This is a genomic window from Streptomyces sp. NPDC002671 (assembly GCF_053592475.1).
This window is the reverse complement of sequence record NZ_JBSFVU010000009.1, coordinates 241,010-258,817: the sequence shown is the minus strand read 5'-3', so window position 1 is coordinate 258,817 and position 17,808 is coordinate 241,010. Positions and strand designations below refer to the sequence as shown.

Annotated in this window: 14 protein-coding genes; 9 read left to right on the top strand and 5 right to left on the bottom strand. The window is 70.5% G+C overall.

Annotation, left to right across the window (positions count from 1 at the left end):
• Nucleotides 1-247: 247 nt before the first annotated feature.
• From ACWD35_RS16705 to ACWD35_RS16690, 4 genes are all read left to right on the top strand, one after another.
• Nucleotides 248-439, top strand: a complete 192-nt coding sequence (locus ACWD35_RS16705) for an SPOR domain-containing protein (RefSeq protein ID WP_451352010.1) — start codon at nt 248-250, stop codon at nt 437-439.
• A 68-nt stretch (nt 440-507) separates the two neighbouring features.
• Nucleotides 508-936, top strand: a complete 429-nt coding sequence (locus ACWD35_RS16700; RefSeq protein ID WP_451351959.1) for a (deoxy)nucleoside triphosphate pyrophosphohydrolase — start codon at nt 508-510, stop codon at nt 934-936.
• Between the two features lie 149 nt (nt 937-1,085).
• Nucleotides 1,086-1,499 (top strand): ATP-binding protein, encoded by a 414-nt coding sequence (locus tag ACWD35_RS16695; protein WP_451351958.1) that lies wholly within the window; start codon nt 1,086-1,088, stop codon nt 1,497-1,499.
• Between the two features lie 318 nt (nt 1,500-1,817).
• Nucleotides 1,818-4,406: a SpoIIE family protein phosphatase gene (locus ACWD35_RS16690; RefSeq protein WP_451351957.1), complete on the top strand. Its 2,589-nt coding sequence runs from the start codon at nt 1,818-1,820 to the stop codon at nt 4,404-4,406.
• A 56-nt stretch (nt 4,407-4,462) separates the two neighbouring features.
• Here ACWD35_RS16690 and ACWD35_RS16685 read toward each other — a convergent pair whose 3' ends face one another.
• Nucleotides 4,463-6,022, bottom strand: a complete 1,560-nt coding sequence (locus ACWD35_RS16685) for a hypothetical protein (RefSeq protein ID WP_451351956.1) — start codon at nt 6,020-6,022, stop codon at nt 4,463-4,465.
• A 79-nt stretch (nt 6,023-6,101) separates the two neighbouring features.
• Between ACWD35_RS16685 and ACWD35_RS16680 the strand changes: the two genes are divergently transcribed.
• Entirely contained in the window at nt 6,102-7,247 is a 1,146-nt protein-coding gene (locus tag ACWD35_RS16680; RefSeq protein ID WP_451351955.1) for a hypothetical protein, read from the top strand.
• 68 nt (nt 7,248-7,315) lie between these two features.
• On the top strand, nt 7,316-7,645 hold the full coding sequence (locus ACWD35_RS16675; RefSeq protein WP_451351954.1) for a hypothetical protein: 330 nt from the start codon (nt 7,316-7,318) through the stop codon (nt 7,643-7,645).
• Here ACWD35_RS16675 and ACWD35_RS16670 read toward each other — a convergent pair.
• The 4 genes from ACWD35_RS16670 to ACWD35_RS16655 are packed head-to-tail and all read right to left on the bottom strand — an operon-like array spanning nt 7,626 to nt 11,556.
• The gene (locus tag ACWD35_RS16670; RefSeq protein ID WP_451351953.1) at nt 7,626-8,396 is read right to left on the bottom strand and encodes a succinate dehydrogenase/fumarate reductase iron-sulfur subunit; all 771 of its coding nucleotides are present in this window, start codon (nt 8,394-8,396) and stop codon (nt 7,626-7,628) included. The genes ACWD35_RS16675 and ACWD35_RS16670 overlap by 20 nt on opposite strands.
• Nucleotides 8,393-10,348, bottom strand: coding sequence for a fumarate reductase/succinate dehydrogenase flavoprotein subunit (locus ACWD35_RS16665; protein ID WP_451351952.1), 1,956 nt, complete (start codon nt 10,346-10,348; stop codon nt 8,393-8,395). The genes ACWD35_RS16670 and ACWD35_RS16665 overlap by 4 nt, the downstream gene beginning before the upstream one ends.
• A gap of 35 nt (nt 10,349-10,383) precedes the next feature.
• Nucleotides 10,384-11,205: a hypothetical protein gene (locus tag ACWD35_RS16660; protein WP_451351951.1), complete on the bottom strand. Its 822-nt coding sequence runs from the start codon at nt 11,203-11,205 to the stop codon at nt 10,384-10,386.
• Between the two features lie 60 nt (nt 11,206-11,265).
• A complete protein-coding gene (locus ACWD35_RS16655; RefSeq protein WP_451351950.1) occupies nt 11,266-11,556 on the bottom strand; it encodes a hypothetical protein in 291 nt (96 codons plus the stop codon).
• A gap of 288 nt (nt 11,557-11,844) precedes the next feature.
• Here ACWD35_RS16655 and ACWD35_RS16650 point away from each other — a divergent pair, with 288 nt between their 5' ends.
• The 3 genes from ACWD35_RS16650 to ACWD35_RS16640 all read left to right on the top strand — a co-directional run bounded on the left by ACWD35_RS16650 (nt 11,845) and on the right by ACWD35_RS16640 (nt 17,774).
• A complete protein-coding gene (locus tag ACWD35_RS16650; protein WP_451351949.1) occupies nt 11,845-14,085 on the top strand; it encodes an ABC transporter substrate-binding protein in 2,241 nt (746 codons plus the stop codon).
• Nucleotides 14,086-14,262: 177 nt separating this feature from the next.
• Entirely contained in the window at nt 14,263-16,170 is a 1,908-nt protein-coding gene (typA, locus tag ACWD35_RS16645; RefSeq protein WP_451351948.1) for a translational GTPase TypA, read from the top strand.
• Nucleotides 16,171-16,739: 569 nt separating this feature from the next.
• Nucleotides 16,740-17,774, top strand: coding sequence for an ABC transporter permease (locus tag ACWD35_RS16640; RefSeq protein ID WP_451351947.1), 1,035 nt, complete (start codon nt 16,740-16,742; stop codon nt 17,772-17,774).
• Nucleotides 17,775-17,808 lie beyond the last annotated feature (34 nt).

The window sequence follows — 17,808 nt, the reverse complement described above, 5'->3', positions numbered from 1 at the left end:
CCGGCCGTTTTCCCAGGTGACCCCCGGTGTGCCCGGCATGCCCCGGACCCCGGGCAGCCTCGTGCGCCGGGGCGCGTTCGGTATCGTGCGCCCCTGGCGTTCTGGCTGGTTGCGTACCTCTTTGTGAAAAGCCGTATTCGCTCCGTAAAGGTTGGGCGTACGCTCAGGCATATGCGTATTGCGGTTTCCTTGGGCGGGGTACGGCGGGGACCCGAGAGGGGAAGGAGCGATGGGGGCGGTGAGAGCCATGAGTGAGGGCACGGTCGCGTTGCCCTGGATCGTGATACGGCAGGACGACAACGGCAATCGCTACCGCGTCGGCCGGTACGCGACGCGGGCGGAGGCCCAGAAGATCGCCGACAGTCTCGACGACCACGGTCACAAGCAGGTCTACTGGGTCGAACGCATCGGCCAGAACGGCGACGGCGCGCGTACCTGAGCGGCCGTAGCGGGGATGGGGACAGCGCCCGGAACTGACCATCTGTGCGCTCCCGTAGGCTCCGTCGCATGACGGAACGGATCGTGGTGGTGGGAGCCGCCCTGCTCGACGAGGGCCGCCTGCTCGCCGCGCGCCGCAGCGCGCCCCCCGAACTGGCCGGACGCTGGGAGTTGCCCGGCGGCAAGGTCGAGCCGGGCGAGCTGCCCGAGGACGCCCTGGCACGCGAACTGCGCGAGGAGCTCGGCGTCGACGCCGAACCCGTCGAGCGCGTGCCGGGGGAGTGGCCCCTGAAGCCGCCGTACGTCCTGCACGTCTGGACCGCCCGGCTGCGCCCCGGCTCCGGCGCCCCGCAGCCCCTCCAGGACCACGACGAGCTGCGCTGGTTGACCCCGACCGAGGTCTGGGACGTGGCGTGGCTGGACCAGGACGTGGCAGCGGTGCGGGAGATCGAGTCACTGGCCGCGCTGCCGGCCGAGCGTGGGGGAGGGTGGGCCTAGACCGGGGTGCTCGCGTCGGCTGTGCGGGGTGCCTCGTACGCCGTTCGTGCCACAGTGCGCCCTCCCGCGCGGTACTGCGACCCGAATATCGGGTATGTGCCCATTAACCCCACGAAACCGGACATGGGGCGGGCTCGCTGTCCTGGGAAGTGATCGGAGTGATCGACACCGAAGGCGCCGGCGCCGGCGCCGAGTGGGTCTTTCCCGCGGAAGCCGGTGCCGTGCGCACCGCGCGGGCCGCTGTCCGGAGCCAACTGCACGGCTGGGACCTCGACTGCCTCTCCGACCTGACGGCGCTGCTCGTCAGCGAGCTGGTCACCAACTCCCTGCGGCACGCCACCGGCCCCATCGGCGTACGGCTCGTCTGCCCGGCCGGGCTCGAGGACACGCTGCTGGTGGAGGTCTCCGACCCGCTCCCGGACCCGCCGCGCGAGCGCGCCGCCCGCCCCGAGGACGAGAGCGGACGCGGACTGCAGCTCGTCGCAGGCTCCTCGCGCCGCTGGGGCACCCGGCCCGGCGCGACCGGAAAGACCGTCTGGTTCGAACTGGCGGTGCCCCGCTGATCCGGTAACGGGTGCCGCGGGGTGAGACGGGGGCGGGGCAGGCGCAGAGTGGGGGCACACCGGGGCACGGTGGGTGTACAGCGGCAACTTCGCCGTCCATCAGGCAACCCGCGCGCTCGGTTCACGTTCAAGTGCGTGATTCGAGGGCGTGTTCCCTGGTTAGAAGACTGGAAGTGTTTCCATGGCACGGTCCGAAAAGCACCTGGACCGAGCTGTGATCGTGAACACCGTGTCGTGCGGCGCCGTAGTGCTGGATACTGCGGGCAGCCGCCTCCGGTGACCGGTACCGGATGCGGTGAGCTGGAGGGGACGGTTCGCGTGAGCGAGATACCAGCGAAGGCCACGGAGTCGGAGGACCCGTCGGGCGGCGCGAGGAACCAGGCGGCGGAGGCTGCCGCGGTACCTGGCGATGCCATGTGGCAGAGCAGTCCGCCCGGCTCGATCTACGACTACATCAAGGTCGCCTCCTTCTCCATCAGCCCCGGCGGCCTGGTCGAGCAGTGGTCGCTCCGTGCCGAGCAGATCTTCGGCATCCCGGCCGAACACGCCGTCGGAATGGACCCCATAGAGGCATTCATCGACCCCGACCTGCGCGACCGCGGCCAGCGCAAGATGGTCGAGATCCTCGACGGGCGGGAGTGGACCGGGGTGGTGCCCTTCCGGATGCCGGACCGGCCCGACGGGACGCGCGGCGAGGAAGGGCTCGCCGAGGTCTACGTCATGCCCACCCGGACCGCCGAGGGCGACAAGGCCGCCGTGTGCATCGTCGTGGACGTCCGCACCCTGCGCAGCATCGAGACCGACCTCGCCGCCTCGCAGGCGATATTCGGTCAATCCCCTTTCGGTTTCCTGCTGATCGACGCCGACCTCAGAGTCCGCCGCGCCAACAACCGCTTCGCCTCCATCTTCGGCGGAACCCCGGACGACCACCGGGGCAAGGGAGTTCACGACTATCTCCCGCGCAACGAGGCGGAGCGGGTTCTGGCCACGCTGCGGCGGGTGCTGGAGACCGGCGACTCCATCACCGACATGCATGTCACGGGCTTCGTGCCGGGCTCGGAGGAGCGGCGGCACTGGTCCGTCAACCTCTACCGCGTGCACAGCGGCAGCGGCAGGCCCATCGGTATCGCCTGGCTCGGCACCGACATCACCTCCCGCCGCGCCGCCGCCCGCGAGGCAGCCGCCGCCCGCCGCAACCTCGCCCTGCTCAACGAGGCCGGCGCCCGTATCGGCAACTCCCTGGACCTGGAGACCACGGCCCGCGAACTCCTCGACGTGGTCGTCCCCGGCTTCTGCGACCTTGCCACCGTCGACCTCTACCAGGGGCTGCTGACCGGTGACGAGACCCCGCCGGGCCTCGCCGACGGCAGCGCCGCACTGCGCCGCGTCGCCTTCGCCAGCGCCGTCTCCGACCTTCCCTTCAACAGCGGCGCCGACCCCGTCCCCGTCGGCGCGATCCACCACTTCCCCTTCAACTCGCCCTGCGCGGACGCCCTGCGCACCGCCCGGCCGCGGCTCGATCCTCCCGAGGAGGGCGGGCTCGTGCACTCCGTGCTGGCCGTGCCGATGGTCGCCCACGACACCGTCGTGGGCCTCGCCCGGTTCGCGCGGACCAAGGGCAGCGAGCCGTTCGGTGACCGCGACCGCGACCTTGCCGTCGAGCTGGCGGCGCGCGCGGCCGTCTGCATCGACAACGCCCGCCTGTACCGGCGCGAACACGAACGCGCCCTGATACTGCAACGGTCCCTGCTCCCGCCCGGCGACCCCGAGGCATCCGGCCTGGACATCGCCTGCCGCTATCTGCCCGGCAACGCGGCGACCGAGGTGGGCGGCGACTGGTTCGACGTCATCGAACTCCCGGGCCACCGCACCGCGTTGGTGGTGGGCGACGTCATGGGCCGCGGTCTGCGCGCGGCGGTGGCCATGGGCGAACTGCGCACGGCAGTACGGACGCTGGCGCTGCTGGACCTGGAACCGGCGGAAGTCCTCTCCGCGTTGGACGAGATCGCCCGCGGCCTCGGCACCCCCGGGGGCGTCCAGCAGGCCACCCGCACGGCCAGCCGGCCCCGCACCGCCGACCTCTCCGAGGTATACCTCGCCACCTGCATCTACGCGGTCTACGACTCGGTCACCAGACGCTGTACGTTCGCCAACGCCGGCCATCTGCCCCCGGTGCTGGTGGAACCGGGTGAGCCGGCGCTGATGCTCGACGTGCCGCCGGGCATGCCGCTCGGCGTCGGCGGTGAGCCCTTCGAGGAGGTCGAGGTCGAACTCCCCGAGGGCGCGCTGCTCGCGCTGTACACCGACGGCCTGGTCGAGTCCCGTGACCATCCGCTCGACGAGGGCCTCCAGGCGTTCGTCGGGGCGCTCACCGACCCCTCCCGGCCCCTGGAGGACGTCTGCGACCACGTCCTCAACACCCTCGACACCCACCACGGCGAGGACGACATCGCCCTGCTGATGGCCCGGGTCCAGGGCCTGCCCGCCGAGTCCGTGGGCGACTGGACGCTGCCGCGCGAGCCGCGCAGCGTGGGCCGCGCCCGCGAGTACGCCCGCGCGCAGCTGCTCAGCTGGGATCTGGAGCCGCTGGTCGACACGACCGAACTGCTGGTCAGCGAGCTGGTGACCAACGCGCTGCGGTACGGCGAAGGGGACATCCGGCTACGGCTGCTGCTGGACCGCACGCTGGTGTGCGAGGTCTGGGACTCGGGCCTGGTCCAGCCCCGTCGCCGGCGTGCCCGGGACACCGACGAGGGTGGCCGGGGGCTGCAGCTGGTCGGGCTGCTCAGCGCGGCGTGGGGCTCCCGGCGCACGCCTCGCGGCAAGACGGTGTGGTTCGAACTGCCGTTGCCCGGCGGCGAACACGGCCTCACCGACCCGGCGGAGGCGTTGCTGAGCCTCTTCTGAAGAGCCGAATCGGTCACAACTGCATGCATGGCAGTGATCTTCGGTGACTCCTCGGGCTAGCCAAGCCGCCGGCGCCCCCGGGTCTCCGGGCCGCCGAAGCTCGCCGGTGGTCCGCCGTCCGGTTCCTCGGCGAGGAGTACGCCGCCGAGGACCGCGCCCGCGAGGCCGGTGGCGTGGCCGCCCTGGCCGGCGTACGGGTTCCCGTGCGCCCGTACGTCCCGTTCGGCCAGCTCGCGGGCGCGCCGGGCCACCGTGTCCGCCCGCTCGGCGTCCCCCGTGCCGAGCGCCCGTACCGCCTCCGCGAGCCGCGCCCGCGCCTCCGCCTCCACCGCCCCCCGGTGCACGGCCACGAAGTCCTCGGCCCCGGCGACCGCGTCGCGCGCCACGAGCAGCTCGGCGACGTCCAGCACGCCCGAGCGCCCTACCTCCAGCCGCGCAATCGCCCGCGCGATCCGGCGCAGCGCGTCCAGCGGGTCGTACGGCCCCTTCGTCAACTCCTCGCGTACGGCGGCCAGTACACCGTCGGCGTGGGCGAGCCGCGCGTGCAGCTCGCCGGTGGCCAGCGAGGGCACCTCGCCCGTGCGGGCCGCCGCGATCCGTGCCTCCGCGCCGGTCAGCGCGGCCGGTACCAGCGCGGCGGCCTCCCGCAGCCGGTCGTCCAGCCGCTCCACCCCGCCCACGAGGATCCCGGCCTGGGCGATGGCGCCCTCGGCGGCCCGCAGCTGCCGGGCCGCCCGCGCGGCGTCCTCCGCGTCGTCGGCCTGGCGGGCCAGGTTGAGATGGGAGGTGGCGAACACCAGCCGGTCCTTGGCCTGTTCGACGTACCCGGTGACCGATCCGACGGCCGCCGGCGTGTACCGGTCGTGCAGCGCCGCGAGCGTGCCCTGGGCCGTCGCCGTCCGCGCCGTCAGCTCCCGGAACCGGGCCTCGGCGACCCCCAGCGCCTCGCCCACACCCCGCTCCAGCCCGCGCAGTTCGTCCAGGTCCGGCGCCGCCGCGTCCAGCCGCCGCCCCGCCTCCGCGCACCGCCCGACCACGCCCACCAGGGCCTGCCGCCGGGCCGCCGGATCCTCGGGCACCCCCTCCTCGTACCGCCGCCAGATCGCGAACGCGGCCGACAGTTCGGTCTCCGCGGCCCGCACGGCGTGCTCGAACGGTTCGAGGTCCGCCGGTCCGAACCGCGCGGCCACGAAGGACAGTTCCTCCCGGCTGGTGTGCACACAGTCGTCGGCGAGGACCAGTGCGGCACGGGCCTGCCGCTCCGACTCGGCCGACGTGGGTGAAGGCGGCCGCGCGGACACCGTGGCGGGGGTCGTCCGGGTCCGTATTCGACGGGTGCGCCGCAGGTACCCGTACCCGGCGAGCACCCCGGCCGCGCCGGCCGCGACGAGCGGCATGATCAGGTCGGCCCCGGACGTCCCGTCCCCCCGTGCCTGGGCGGCACTCGCGACCGCCCCCGAGGGGGCCACGGGAACCGGATCATGGTCGTCGACCGTCATCACCGGCAACACCAGCCACCCGGTCCCGACCGCGACACCCACCACGGCATGCGCCACCCGCACACGTATGTGCCCCTTGGCGCGCCGAGGCCGGCCCCGGATCAGGGAGGACGTCACATTTCGGAGCGTATGGGCAGCTAACCGGCTCCGCGAGCGGTGCTGATACGGGTGGGGGACGAGCGGAACAGGGGGCACGATGGACGACGAGACGACTGCCGGGAGCGGAGACCGAACCGCACAGCCGACCCCGGACCACACCGGACCGAAAGCCGCCGACGGCGAAGCCGAGGGGAACCGCCGGCGCAGGCGCCGCCGCCGCACCCTCCTCGCCACCGCCTTCCTCCTCCTGCTCCTCCTCCCCCTCCTCGCTGCGGAAACAGCCCTCCGCATCAACTACACCGGCACCCCCGAACAGGGCACCCAGACCCGCCACCGCGACGCCCTCTGGCTCGGCCACGCCTGGGTGGACGGCCGTAAGACCGCCAAGGACGTCGAGGCGCTGGCCCACCGCCTGAAAGACACCGGCATCCGAGACCTGTACGTCCACGCAGGCCCCCTGGAACACAACGGCACCCTCCCCAAGTCGGCATATCCGAACGCCCGTTGGCTGATATCGGCCCTGCACGGCGCAGCGCCCGGCGTCCGCGTCCAGGCCTGGCTGGGCGACAAGCTGGCCACCGAGGGACCCGACGGACTACGGCTGGAACGCCCGGCCACCCGTGCCGCCGTCCTCGCCTCGACCCGCGAGATCCTCGCCGCCGGATTCCAGGGCGCCCACTTCGACCTGGAGCCCCTCCACTCCGGCGACCGCGACTACCTCGCCCTCCTCGACGACCTGCGCGCACTCACCCACGCCCGGCACGCCGTCCTCTCCGTCGCCGCCCACCAGATCGACCCGCTGCCCGCGTTCCACTCCTTCTGGGGCGCGACCACCGGTCACCCCAAGTGGTGGTCGCAGACGTACTTCGGCCAGGTGGCCCGCCGCGTGGACCAGATCGCCGTCATGTCGTACGACACCATGCAGCCCTTGGACAGCCTGTACGGCGGCTACGTCGCCCAGCAGACGAGCCTGGCCCTGGAGGTCACCCCGGACACCACCGACCTCCTGATGGGCCTGCCCTTCTACCACGAGAACCGTTTCGGCCACTGGGCGCACGCCGAGACCGTCCCGGCCGCCGTACGCGGCGTCCGCCTGGGCCTGTCCCGCACGGACGCCGACCGTGCCCGCTTCGGCGTCGCCCTGTACGTGGACTTCGCGGCCACGGAGGCGGACTGGCAGGCGTACCGGGAGGACTGGACCGGGAAGGCCGGTCCGTACGACGCCGCCCGAGCCCATCCCTGACGCAATCCATACGCGCCATCGCCGAGTACAGCTGGCGCGAACTCGACCCCGGTGGGAGCATTTTCGTCATGCACATGTACCTGGTGATCGCGGACCTGCTGGTCGTGACGCTGATGGTGGGTTCCGGTATCGCGAGCATCACGACCGGCTGGGTGGTCCCGTTCGGCCGGCACCGGGTCCTGCGGCCCAAGCTGTGGGGTTACGGCCAGCTGACGGGCGCGGTCGGGCTGTCCCTGTGGACGTTCCTCGGGACGATCCCCGGCAGGGCCGATCCGCTCCCGGCCCTCGGCTGGTTCGTGTTCCTGGCGGGCATGGTCATCCAGCTGCTCGCCCAGAGTCCCGGCCGCACCCCGAAGACCGGCAACCCGCAGAGCGGCGCTACGAAGTCCGCCTCCTGATCTTCGAGCCCAGCCACACCAGCGGGGCGTACTTGCGGTCGACCGCCGCCTCCTTCATCGGGATCAGGGCGTTGTCGGTGATCTTGATGCCCTCCGGGCAGACCTCGGTGCAGCACTTGGTGATGTTGCAGTAGCCGAGGCCGTGGTCGTCCTGGGCGGAGAGCGCGCGGTCCAGGCCGGTCTCGGCGGCCGAGTCCAGCGGATGCATGTCCAGTTCCGCGACCCGCATCAGGAAGCGCGGGCCCGCGAACGCCTGCTTGTTCTCCTCGTGGTCGCGGACCACATGGCAGGTGTCCTGGCACAGGAAGCACTCGATGCACTTGCGGAACTCCTGCGAGCGGTCCACGTCCTCCTGGAACATGCGGTACTCGCCGGGCCCGACCCCCGCCGGCGGCACGAACGCCGGAACCTCCCTGGCCTTCTGGTAGTTGAAGCCGACGTCCGTCACCAGGTCGCGGATCACCGGGAAGCCGCGCATCGGGGTCACCGTGATCGTCTCGGCGCGGTCGAAGACCGACATGCGGGTCATGCACATCAGCCGCGGACGGCCGTTGATCTCCGCCGAGCACGAACCGCACTTGCCCGCCTTGCAGTTCCAGCGCACGGCCAGGTCCGGCGCCTGGGTCGCCTGGAGACGGTGGATGATGTCGAGCACCACCTCGCCGTCGTGGACCTCGACCGTGAAGTCCCCCAGGCCGCCGCCCTCGACATCGCCCCGCCACACCTTGAAACGGGCCTCGTAGCTGCTCACTCGTACAACTCCTCTTCGGCGAAGTACTTGACCAGCTCCTCCTTCTCGAAGAGGGCGAGCAGGTCCGGGCGGACGGGTTCGGTGGTCTCACGGGCGAGGCGGATCTGGCCGCGTGCCGGGTCGGTGGCCGCGAGGCCGCCGGTGGGGTCGGCGAGCGCGCACAGGAGGTTCACGTTGCGCCAGGCGCGGTCCATCGCCGGCCGGTCCTCGCGGGTGTGCCCGCCGCGCGACTCGGTGCGCTCCAGCGCGGCCCGTGCCACGCACTCGCTGACCAGCAGCATGTTCCGCAGGTCCAGGGCGAGGTGCCAGCCGGGGTTGAACTGGCGGTGTCCTTCGACGCCGGCCCGGCGGGCCCGTACTCGCAGCTCGGCCAGCTTCGCCAGCGCGTGCTCCATCTCGCCCTCGCGGCGGATGATGCCGACCAGGTCGTTCATGGTCTGCTGGAGTTCCTGGTGCAGGGAGTACGGGTTCTCCGGCGGGCCCGCCTCGCCCTCCGACTCGGCGGAGAAGGGCCGCAGCGCCTCCGCGGACGCCGTGTTGACCTGGGCGTCGTCCACGGCCGGGCGGCCGGCGGCTAGGCCCGCCGCGTACTCGGCCGCGTGCCAGCCCGCCCGGCGCCCGAAGACCAGCAGGTCGGAGAGCGAGTTGCCGCCGAGCCGGTTGGAGCCGTGCATACCGCCGGCCACCTCACCGGCCGCGAACAGCCCCGGTACCCCGCGCGCGGCGGCCGTGTCGGAGTCGACCGCGATGCCGCCCATCACGTAGTGGCAGGTCGGCCCGACCTCCATCGCCTCCGCGGTGATGTCGACGTCCGCCAGCTCCTTGAACTGGTGGTACATGGAGGGCAGCCGGCGCCGGATGACCTCGGCGGGCATACGGGTGGAGACGTCCAGGAAGACCCCGCCGTGCGGGGAGCCGCGGCCCGCCTTCACCTCGGCGTTGATCGCCCGGGCCACCTCGTCGCGGGGGAGCAGCTCCGGCGGGCGCCGGTTGTTGTCCGGGTCGTCGTACCAGCGGTCGCCCTCCTCCTCGGACTCCGCGTACTTCTCCTTGAAGACGTCCGGGACGTAGTCGAACATGAACCGCTTGCCCTCGGAGTTCCGGAGCACCCCGCCGTCCCCGCGCACGGACTCCGTGACGAGGATGCCCTTGACCGACGGCGGCCAGACCATGCCCGTCGGATGGAACTGCACGAACTCCATGTTCAGCAGCGGCGCACCCGAGAGCAGGGCGAGGGCGTGGCCGTCGCCGGTGTACTCCCACGAGTTGGAGGTCACCTTGAAGGACTTGCCGATGCCGCCCGTCGCGACCACGACCGCGGGCGCCTCCAGGACGAAGAAACGGCCGGTCTCGCGGTCGTAGGCGAAGACCCCGGAGACACGGCCCGCACCGGAGCCGCTGTCGGATGCGGTGTCCTTGAGGATGCGGGTGACCGTGCACTCCTGGAAGACCTTCAGCCGCGACTCGTAGTCCCCGGTCTCCTTGAAGTCCTCCTGCTGGAGGGCGACGATCTTCTGCTGGAGGGTGCGGATCAGCTCCAGGCCCGTACGGTCGCCGACGTGCGCCAGGCGCGGGTACTCGTGGCCGCCGAAGTTGCGCTGCGAGATCCGGCCGTCCTTCGTACGGTCGAACAGCGCGCCCCAGGTCTCCAGCTCCCACACCCGGTCCGGGGCCTCCTGGGCGTGCAGCTCGGCCATCCGCCACTGGTTCAGGAACTTGCCGCCGCGCATGGTGTCGCGGAAGTGGACCTGCCAGGTGTCGTGCTCGTTGACGTTGGCCATGGCCGCCGCGATGCCGCCCTCGGCCATCACCGTGTGCGCCTTGCCGAACAGCGACTTGCAGATCACCGCCGTACGGGCGCCCCGCTCGCGCGCCTCGATCGCGGCCCGCAGCCCGGCGCCCCCGGCCCCGACCACGACGACGTCCCACTCCTGCCGGTCCACCACGGACATCGATCAGTCCCTATTCACTAGGTTCACTGGATTCACTAGAAGAAGCGCGGATCGTCGAAGACGCCGGACGCGACCAGGTACACGTAGAGGTCGACGAGCGCGATGCTCACCAGCGACGTCCAGGCGAGCAGCATGTGGCGGGCGTTGAGCCTGCCCACGAACTGCCAGGCCTTGTAGCGCACCGGGTGTTTGGAGAAGTGCCGGAGCTTGCCGCCGACGATGTGCCGGCAGGAGTGGCAGGAGAGGCTGTACGCCCAGATCAGCACGGCGTTGACCAGGAAGAAGACGGTGCCGAGGCCCATGTGGCCCCAGCGGTCGCGGGTGTCCCGGAAGGACAGCACGGTGTCGTAGGTCAGCACGCCGGCGATGAGCACGGCCGCGTAGAAGAAGTACCGGTGGACGTTCTGCAGGATCAGCGGGAAGCGCGTCTCGCCGGTGTACGTCCGGTGCGGCTCGGCCACCGCGCAGGCGGGCGGGGACGCCCAGAAGCTGCGGTAGTAGGCCTTGCGGTAGTAGTAGCAGGTCAGGCGGAAGCCCAGCGGGAAGATCAGGATGATGATCGCGGGGGACAGCCCCCACCAGCTTCCGAAGACGTCGGCGTTCGGGCCCGCGTGCATCGGCTTGCAGTTGTGCGCCAGGCACGGCGAGTAGAACGGCGAGACGTACGGCGCCGCGTAGTAGTCCGCGTTCGCGAAGGCCCGCCAGGTCGAGTACACGACGAAGACGAACAGACCGGCCGCGGTGGCGGCGGGGGCCAGCCACCAGCGGTCGGTGCGCAGATGCGGGGCGGCGATCGCGGCGCGCGTACCGGTGCGTACGCCGCCGCGGCTCTGTTGAGGTTCCGTACCAGTGGCCAAGGGATGCTCCGCTTCCGAGGCTCTGTCGGTTCGGGGCGGACGGGGTCGGGGTCGGCTGGATCAGGGCGCGTGGCGGTCGCGGGCGCCCAGACCCTCGTCGTCCGAGTCCGTCCACAGGCTGATGTCGTACGGCTTGTCGGAGATGGTGACGAGGTCGGGACGGCGCGGAGCGCTCGAGCCGGCGGTCGACTCGCGCAGCAGCGCCATGCTTTCGCTCAGATGGTCGGCGTCCATCCGGACCCGGCGCATGTCCAGGCCGGTGGTGCCGAGGTGCTGTTCCAGGTGTCCCAATGACCGCTGCAGGTCATCGAGGCAGCGCTGGACCGAGGTGATGTCGTCGTACACGGACATGACGTGACCTCACTTCCACGGGTCCTTCGGGCCCTGGCGGCGACGTTCATGCGCCTGCGAGTCTTGCGCGTCCCACCTGTCGCTGTGAAGGCATGTGCAGCGATTGGCGGAGGTGTGTCGGTGTGCCTCCGCCTATGTTGCGCCGCACGGGTGGGCTTACCGTCCGTCGTCGCCGTGTCGCCCGCTGTTGACTGATTGTTTCCACTTCAGTGGCCGCAATAGATCTGATCAGCTTCATATACAGCCAAAAGTGATCATAACGCCCGCGGCTTCCCGGAGGTACCAGAGATGTCCCACGACGCTGTCAGCTCGCGCGCGGTGATGCGCTCGGTCGCCTTCCTCGCCGCGGGTGCGCTCGCGGTGCCCTTCCTCGCCGGCTGCGGCTCGGACGACGAAGAGGCCAGCATCCGCCTCGCACCGCAGGACATCGCCGCCGTCGCCCGCAGCAAGGTCGCCGACGGCGGCACCGTGAAGTGGGCCGTGGACGCCGTACCGGAGACCCTGAACGTCTTCCAGGCCGACGCCGACGCGGGCACCACCCGGATCGCCCAGGCCGTGCTGCCGTCGATGTTCCGGCTCGATGCGAACGGCCGGCCGGTGGCGAACCCCGCCTACCTGGAGTCGGCCAAGGTCATCGAGACCGAGCCGCGCCAGGTCGTGCAGTACAAGCTCAACCAGCAGGCGGTGTGGAGCGACGGCCGGGAGATCGGCGCCGCCGACTTCGTCGCCCAGTGGCGTGCCCTGTCCGGCAAGAACAGCGCCTACTGGACCGCCCGCAACGCCGGCTACGACCGCATCGCCAAGATCGAGCGCGGCGCCAACGACCTCCAGGTCCAGGTCACCTTCAGCCGCCCCTACGCCGACTGGAAGTCGCTGTTCTCCCCGCTGTACCCGAAGGACGTCATGGGCACCCCGGACGCCTTCAACGACGGCGCCCGGCGCAAGCTGGCGGTCACCGCCGGCCCGTTCGAGGTGGCGAAGATCGACACCGCCGCCAAGGATGTCGTCCTCGAACGCAACCCGCGCTGGTGGGGCCTGCCCGCCAAGCTGAACGAGATCGTGCTGCACGCCGTACCCCGCGACAAGCGGGCCGACGCGCTCGCCGACGGCAGCGTGGACCTCGCCGACATCGACCCCACCGAGGCCGAGCGGATCGGCCTCGCCGGCCGCGCGAAGGGCACCGGCACCCCGCTGCAGGGCGCCGGGAAGACCTCCGCCAAGAAGCTGCGGGGCTGGGCGCTCGCGCACGGCTTCGGCTCCGACGAGGTCAAGGCCGGCCGGAAGAAGCTGGCCCAGGCGGTCAGCCGGTACCTGGAGGAGCAGGAGGCGCTGAGCGACGTCGACGTCCGCAGGTCGCTGGAGCCCGCCTACACCCAGCTCGCCCTCAACGGCTCCGCAGGCCCCCTCGCCGACGAGCGCGTGCGGCGGGCCGTCGCCCGCGCCATCAACCGCGAGGAACTGACCAGGCTGGTGCTCACCCCGCTGGGCCTGCCCGCCGTCCCGGTCGGCAGCCACCTCGCCCTGGCCGGGCAGACCGACTACGCCGACAACAGCGGCGCCCTCGGCGGCCAGGACACCAAGGAGGCACAGGCGCTGCTCACCGACGCCGGCTGGGTGGCGGGCGGGCACGTCACCCCGCCGCCGCCGAAGACCGAGCCGAAGAAGGGGCAGAAGGCGGCCGGCCCCGAGAGCCGGAACGAGAAGCCGTCCGACGGCGGCAAGGACGGCGAGTACATCGTCGGCGAGGACAACAAGAGGGGGGACAACAAGAGCGGGGACGACAAGAGCGGGGACGACAAGAGCGGGGACGACCGGGGTGGGCGGCACGCGCCGGCCGACGACCGGCAGGAGAAGGGCGACGAGGGCGGCAGACACCTCGCGCAGGAGGGCCGCAACGGCGGCGCCCCGGGCGCGTACGCACCCAAGGGCACGGCCGCGCCGGCCGGCGCGAAGGTGGCGCCGCTCGCCAAGAACGGCAAGGCGCTCGCCCTGCGTTTCGTGCTCCCCTCCGGCCCCGGCTCGGAGACCCTGAACGCCGTCGCCGGGCGGATCGCGGCGATGCTGGAGAAGGTCGGCATCAGCACGACGATCACCAAGGTCTCGGACGCGAGCTACTTCAAGGACCACATCGCCGCCGGCGACTTCGATCTCGCCCTGTACTCCTGGCCGTCCTCCGCCTTCCCGGCCACCGACGCCCGGCCCGTCTACGCCAAGCCGGCACCGGCCGCCGACGGCTCGGTGAACATCGAGCAGAACTACACCCGGGTCGGCACGGACCAGATCGACCAGCTCTTCGACGAGGCCGCCGCCGCGCTGGACGAGGACGAGGCCCGTGACCTGATCCGCAAGGCCGACTCCCGGATCTGGGTCGCCGCCGGCTCGATCCCGCTCTACCAGCGCCCGCAGCTGGTCGGCGCCCGGAAGAACCTGGTCAACGCGGGTGCGTTCGGTTTCCAGACCCCGATCTACGAGGACATGGGCTACCTGAAGAAGGGTGCGAAGGTGGCGCCGGGTCCCAAGCCGAGCTGACCGGCCGGACCGACCGGCAGTACTACCCCCCCGGACCTGCGGAAACGACCCTGAGGAAGCCGACACCCTCAGGGCCACGTAACATGGGGTGAGGCCGTGGCATGTCAAGCCCGGCAGGCCCGCGTCACACGGACGTACCAGCAGGGCCTTCTCACCACTCCGGGAGTACGCCGCAATATGGCCACGCGCCACGACATCCGCAACGTCGCCATCGTCGCCCACGTCGACCACGGCAAGACCACCATCGTCGACGGCATGCTGAAGCAGGCCGGTGCCTTCGCCGCCCATCAGCTCGAAGGCGTCGACGACCGCATGATGGACTCGAACGACCTGGAGCGTGAGAAGGGCATCACGATCCTCGCCAAGAACACGGCGGTCAAGTACCACCCGAAGGACGGCGGGGACCCGATCACCATCAACATCATCGACACCCCCGGCCACGCCGACTTCGGTGGCGAGGTCGAGCGTGGTCTGTCGATGGTCGACGCGGTCGTGCTGCTCGTCGACGCCTCCGAGGGTCCGCTTCCGCAGACCCGCTTCGTGCTGCGCAAGGCGCTCCAGCAGCGCCTGCCCGTCATCCTGTGCATCAACAAGACGGACCGCCCGGACTCCCGCATCGACGAGGTCGTCAACGAGACGTACGACCTCTTCCTCGACCTGGACGCGGACGAGGAGCAGATCGAGTTCCCGATCGTCTACGCCTGCGGCCGCGACGGCGTCGCCTCGCTGACCAAGCCGGAGGACGGGACCGTTCCGGCCGACTCCACCAGCCTGGAGCCGTTCTTCTCCACGATCCTGGAGCACGTCCCGGCCCCGACGTACGACGAGACCGCCCCGCTTCAGGCGCACGTCACCAACCTGGACGCCGACAACTTCCTCGGCCGTATCGCGCTGCTCCGCGTCGAGCAGGGCGAGCTGCGCAAGGGCCAGACGGTTGCCTGGATCAAGCGTGACGGCACGGTCCAGAACGTCCGCATCACCGAGCTGATGATGACCGAGGCGCTCACCCGAAAGCCCGCCGAGGTCGCCGGCCCCGGTGACATCTGCGCCGTCGCCGGTATCCCGGAGATCATGATCGGTGAGACCCTCGCCGACCCCGAGAACCCGATCGCGCTGCCGCTGATCACGGTCGACGAGCCCGCGATCTCCATGGTCATCGGTACGAACACCTCGCCGCTGGTCGGCCGTGGTGCCACCGGCAAGGGCGCGGACGCCAAGGCCGTGGTCAAGGACCGCAAGGTCACCGCCCGCCAGGTCAAGGACCGCCTCGACCGCGAGCTGATCGGTAACGTCTCCCTCCGCGTGCTCGACACCGAGCGCCCGGACGCCTGGGAGGTCCAGGGCCGTGGTGAGCTCGCGCTCGCCATCCTGGTCGAGCAGATGCGCCGCGAGGGCTTCGAGCTGACCATCGGCAAGCCGCAGGTCGTCACGAAGGAGGTCGACGGCAAGACCCACGAGCCCGTCGAGCGCATGACGATCGACGTGCCCGAGGAGCACATGGGCGCGGTCACGCAGCTCATGGGTGTCCGCAAGGGCCGCATGGACAACATGTCCAACCACGGCTCCGGCTGGGTCCGCATGGAGTTCGTCGTGCCGTCCCGCGGTCTGATCGGCTTCCGTACCGAGTTCCTCACCCAGACCCGTGGCACCGGTATCGGTCACTCCATTCACGAGGGCTTCGAGCCCTGGTTCGGCACGCTGCAGACCCGTAACAACGGCTCGCTCGTCGCCGACCGCTCCGGCGCCGTCACCGCGTTCGCGATGACGAACCTCCAGGAGCGCGGCGTGCTGTTCACCGACCCCGGCACCGAGGTGTACGAGGGCATGATCGTCGGCGAGAACTCGCGCTCCGACGACATGGACGTGAACATCACCAAGGAGAAGAAGCTCACGAACATGCGGTCGTCGTCGGCCGACTCGTTCGAGGCGATCGTCCCGCCGCGCAAGCTGTCGCTGGAGCAGTCGCTGGAGTTCTGCCGCGACGACGAGTGCGTCGAGGTGACCCCGGAGGCCGTTCGCATCCGCAAGGTCGTGCTCGACCAGCGTGACCGTGCCCGCACCGCGAGCCGCGCCAAGCACGGCTGATCCGCCGGCTGATCCAGCCGATCCGAACCCGGGTGTCCCCAAGGATGGGGGCACCCGGGTTTTTTGCAACCGGTTTTCCGGCCCCAGGCCCGCCCGTGGTGTCCGGAATGCGGAGAACCTCGCACGATAGCCATGTAACGCGTCCGTTTCGCGGCTTCTCTCGCCGAACGGTTTGTCCACTTATTGGAAGTTCCCCGTGTGAGCTGTGACTGAATTGAGATTTTAGAACGGTGGTCGCCACCTGACTCATGCCAGATAGTTAGCCGCGTAGCGCTCGGGTCAATGGGTCTCGCGCACTGTGGGGACAGTGTGCCGACTCACGAGCACCAGGGGGTGTCTGACCCTCCGTCAGGGGTGTCGGAGGGAAGACGGAAGCCCTCTCCTGTTGGTGAACACGTGTAGTCATGAGGAGGAACCCCCATGCGCGGTGTCACGAGCACCAAATGGGTCAGTTCGTCGCTTCCAGCAGTGTGAACCGGTCGTAGAACTACGCGCGTCCTTCAGGGGTTCCGCGCGTCCTCGGAGTACCCGGGTACCACTCACACTCATACCTGTGAAACGGACGAACCGTGACAAGTCCTATCGACATTGAGGGCGGCGGGAGTTCGGTCGTCGTCGGCGGCACGCCAGGGCCGACGGCGGCGAACGAGACCGTCCAGCTCGAAGGCCGGTCCCCCGGCCAGCTGATGTGGCTGCGCTTCAAGCGCGACCGCACAGGTGTCATCTCGGCCTACGTCGTGGGCTTCTTCTTTCTGATCGGCCTGCTCGCCCCGCTGATCGCCAAGCTGTACGGCAAGGATCCGTACACGGTGTACGCGGACGAGCGGCCCGAACTCTTCGACAGCGCCGGTGTGCCGGTGCACCCCAACGGCGGTATCAGCGGCGACTTCTGGTTCGGCCTCGAACCGGGCAACGGCTACGACGTCTTCACCAAGTTGCTGTACGGCATCCGCACCTCGCTGATGATCTCGGTCGCCGTCACCATCGCGGTGGTGGTCACCGGCATCCTGCTCGGTGTCGCGGCCGGCTACCTCGGCGGCAGGGCCGACTACGCCATCGGACGGGTCATCGACTTCCTGCTCGCCTTCCCGGCCCAGCTGTTCTTCATCGCGAGCATGCCGGTCGTGGTCTCACTCTTCGTCAGCCCGCGCGACGAGACACCGACCTACGTCCGCGTGGTCGCGCTCATCCTCGTCCAGTGGTTCCTGGGCTGGATGGGGCTCGGCCGCATCCTGCGCGGCACCGCACTCTCCCTGCGCGAACGGGAGTTCATCGAGGCGGCCAAGGTGAGCGGGGCCTCCTCGTGGCGGATCATCCGCAAGGAGATCCTGCCGAACGTCGTCACCCCGCTGCTGGTGCAGGCGACGTATCTGCTGCCCGGCTTCGTCACCGCCGAGGCCGGCCTGTCCTACCTGGGCGTGGGCATCGTCGAACCGACCCCGGACTGGGGGCAGATGTTCGCGAAGGCGTCCACGGAGCTGGTGATGCGGAACGACATCACCTACATGTTCTTCCCCGGCATCTCGATGATCATCTTCATCGTCGCGTTCAACCTGCTCGGGGACTCGGTCAGAGACGCCTTCGACCCCAAGACCGCGCGCTGACCAGCACTCGCACATCAACTGCACTCGCACATCA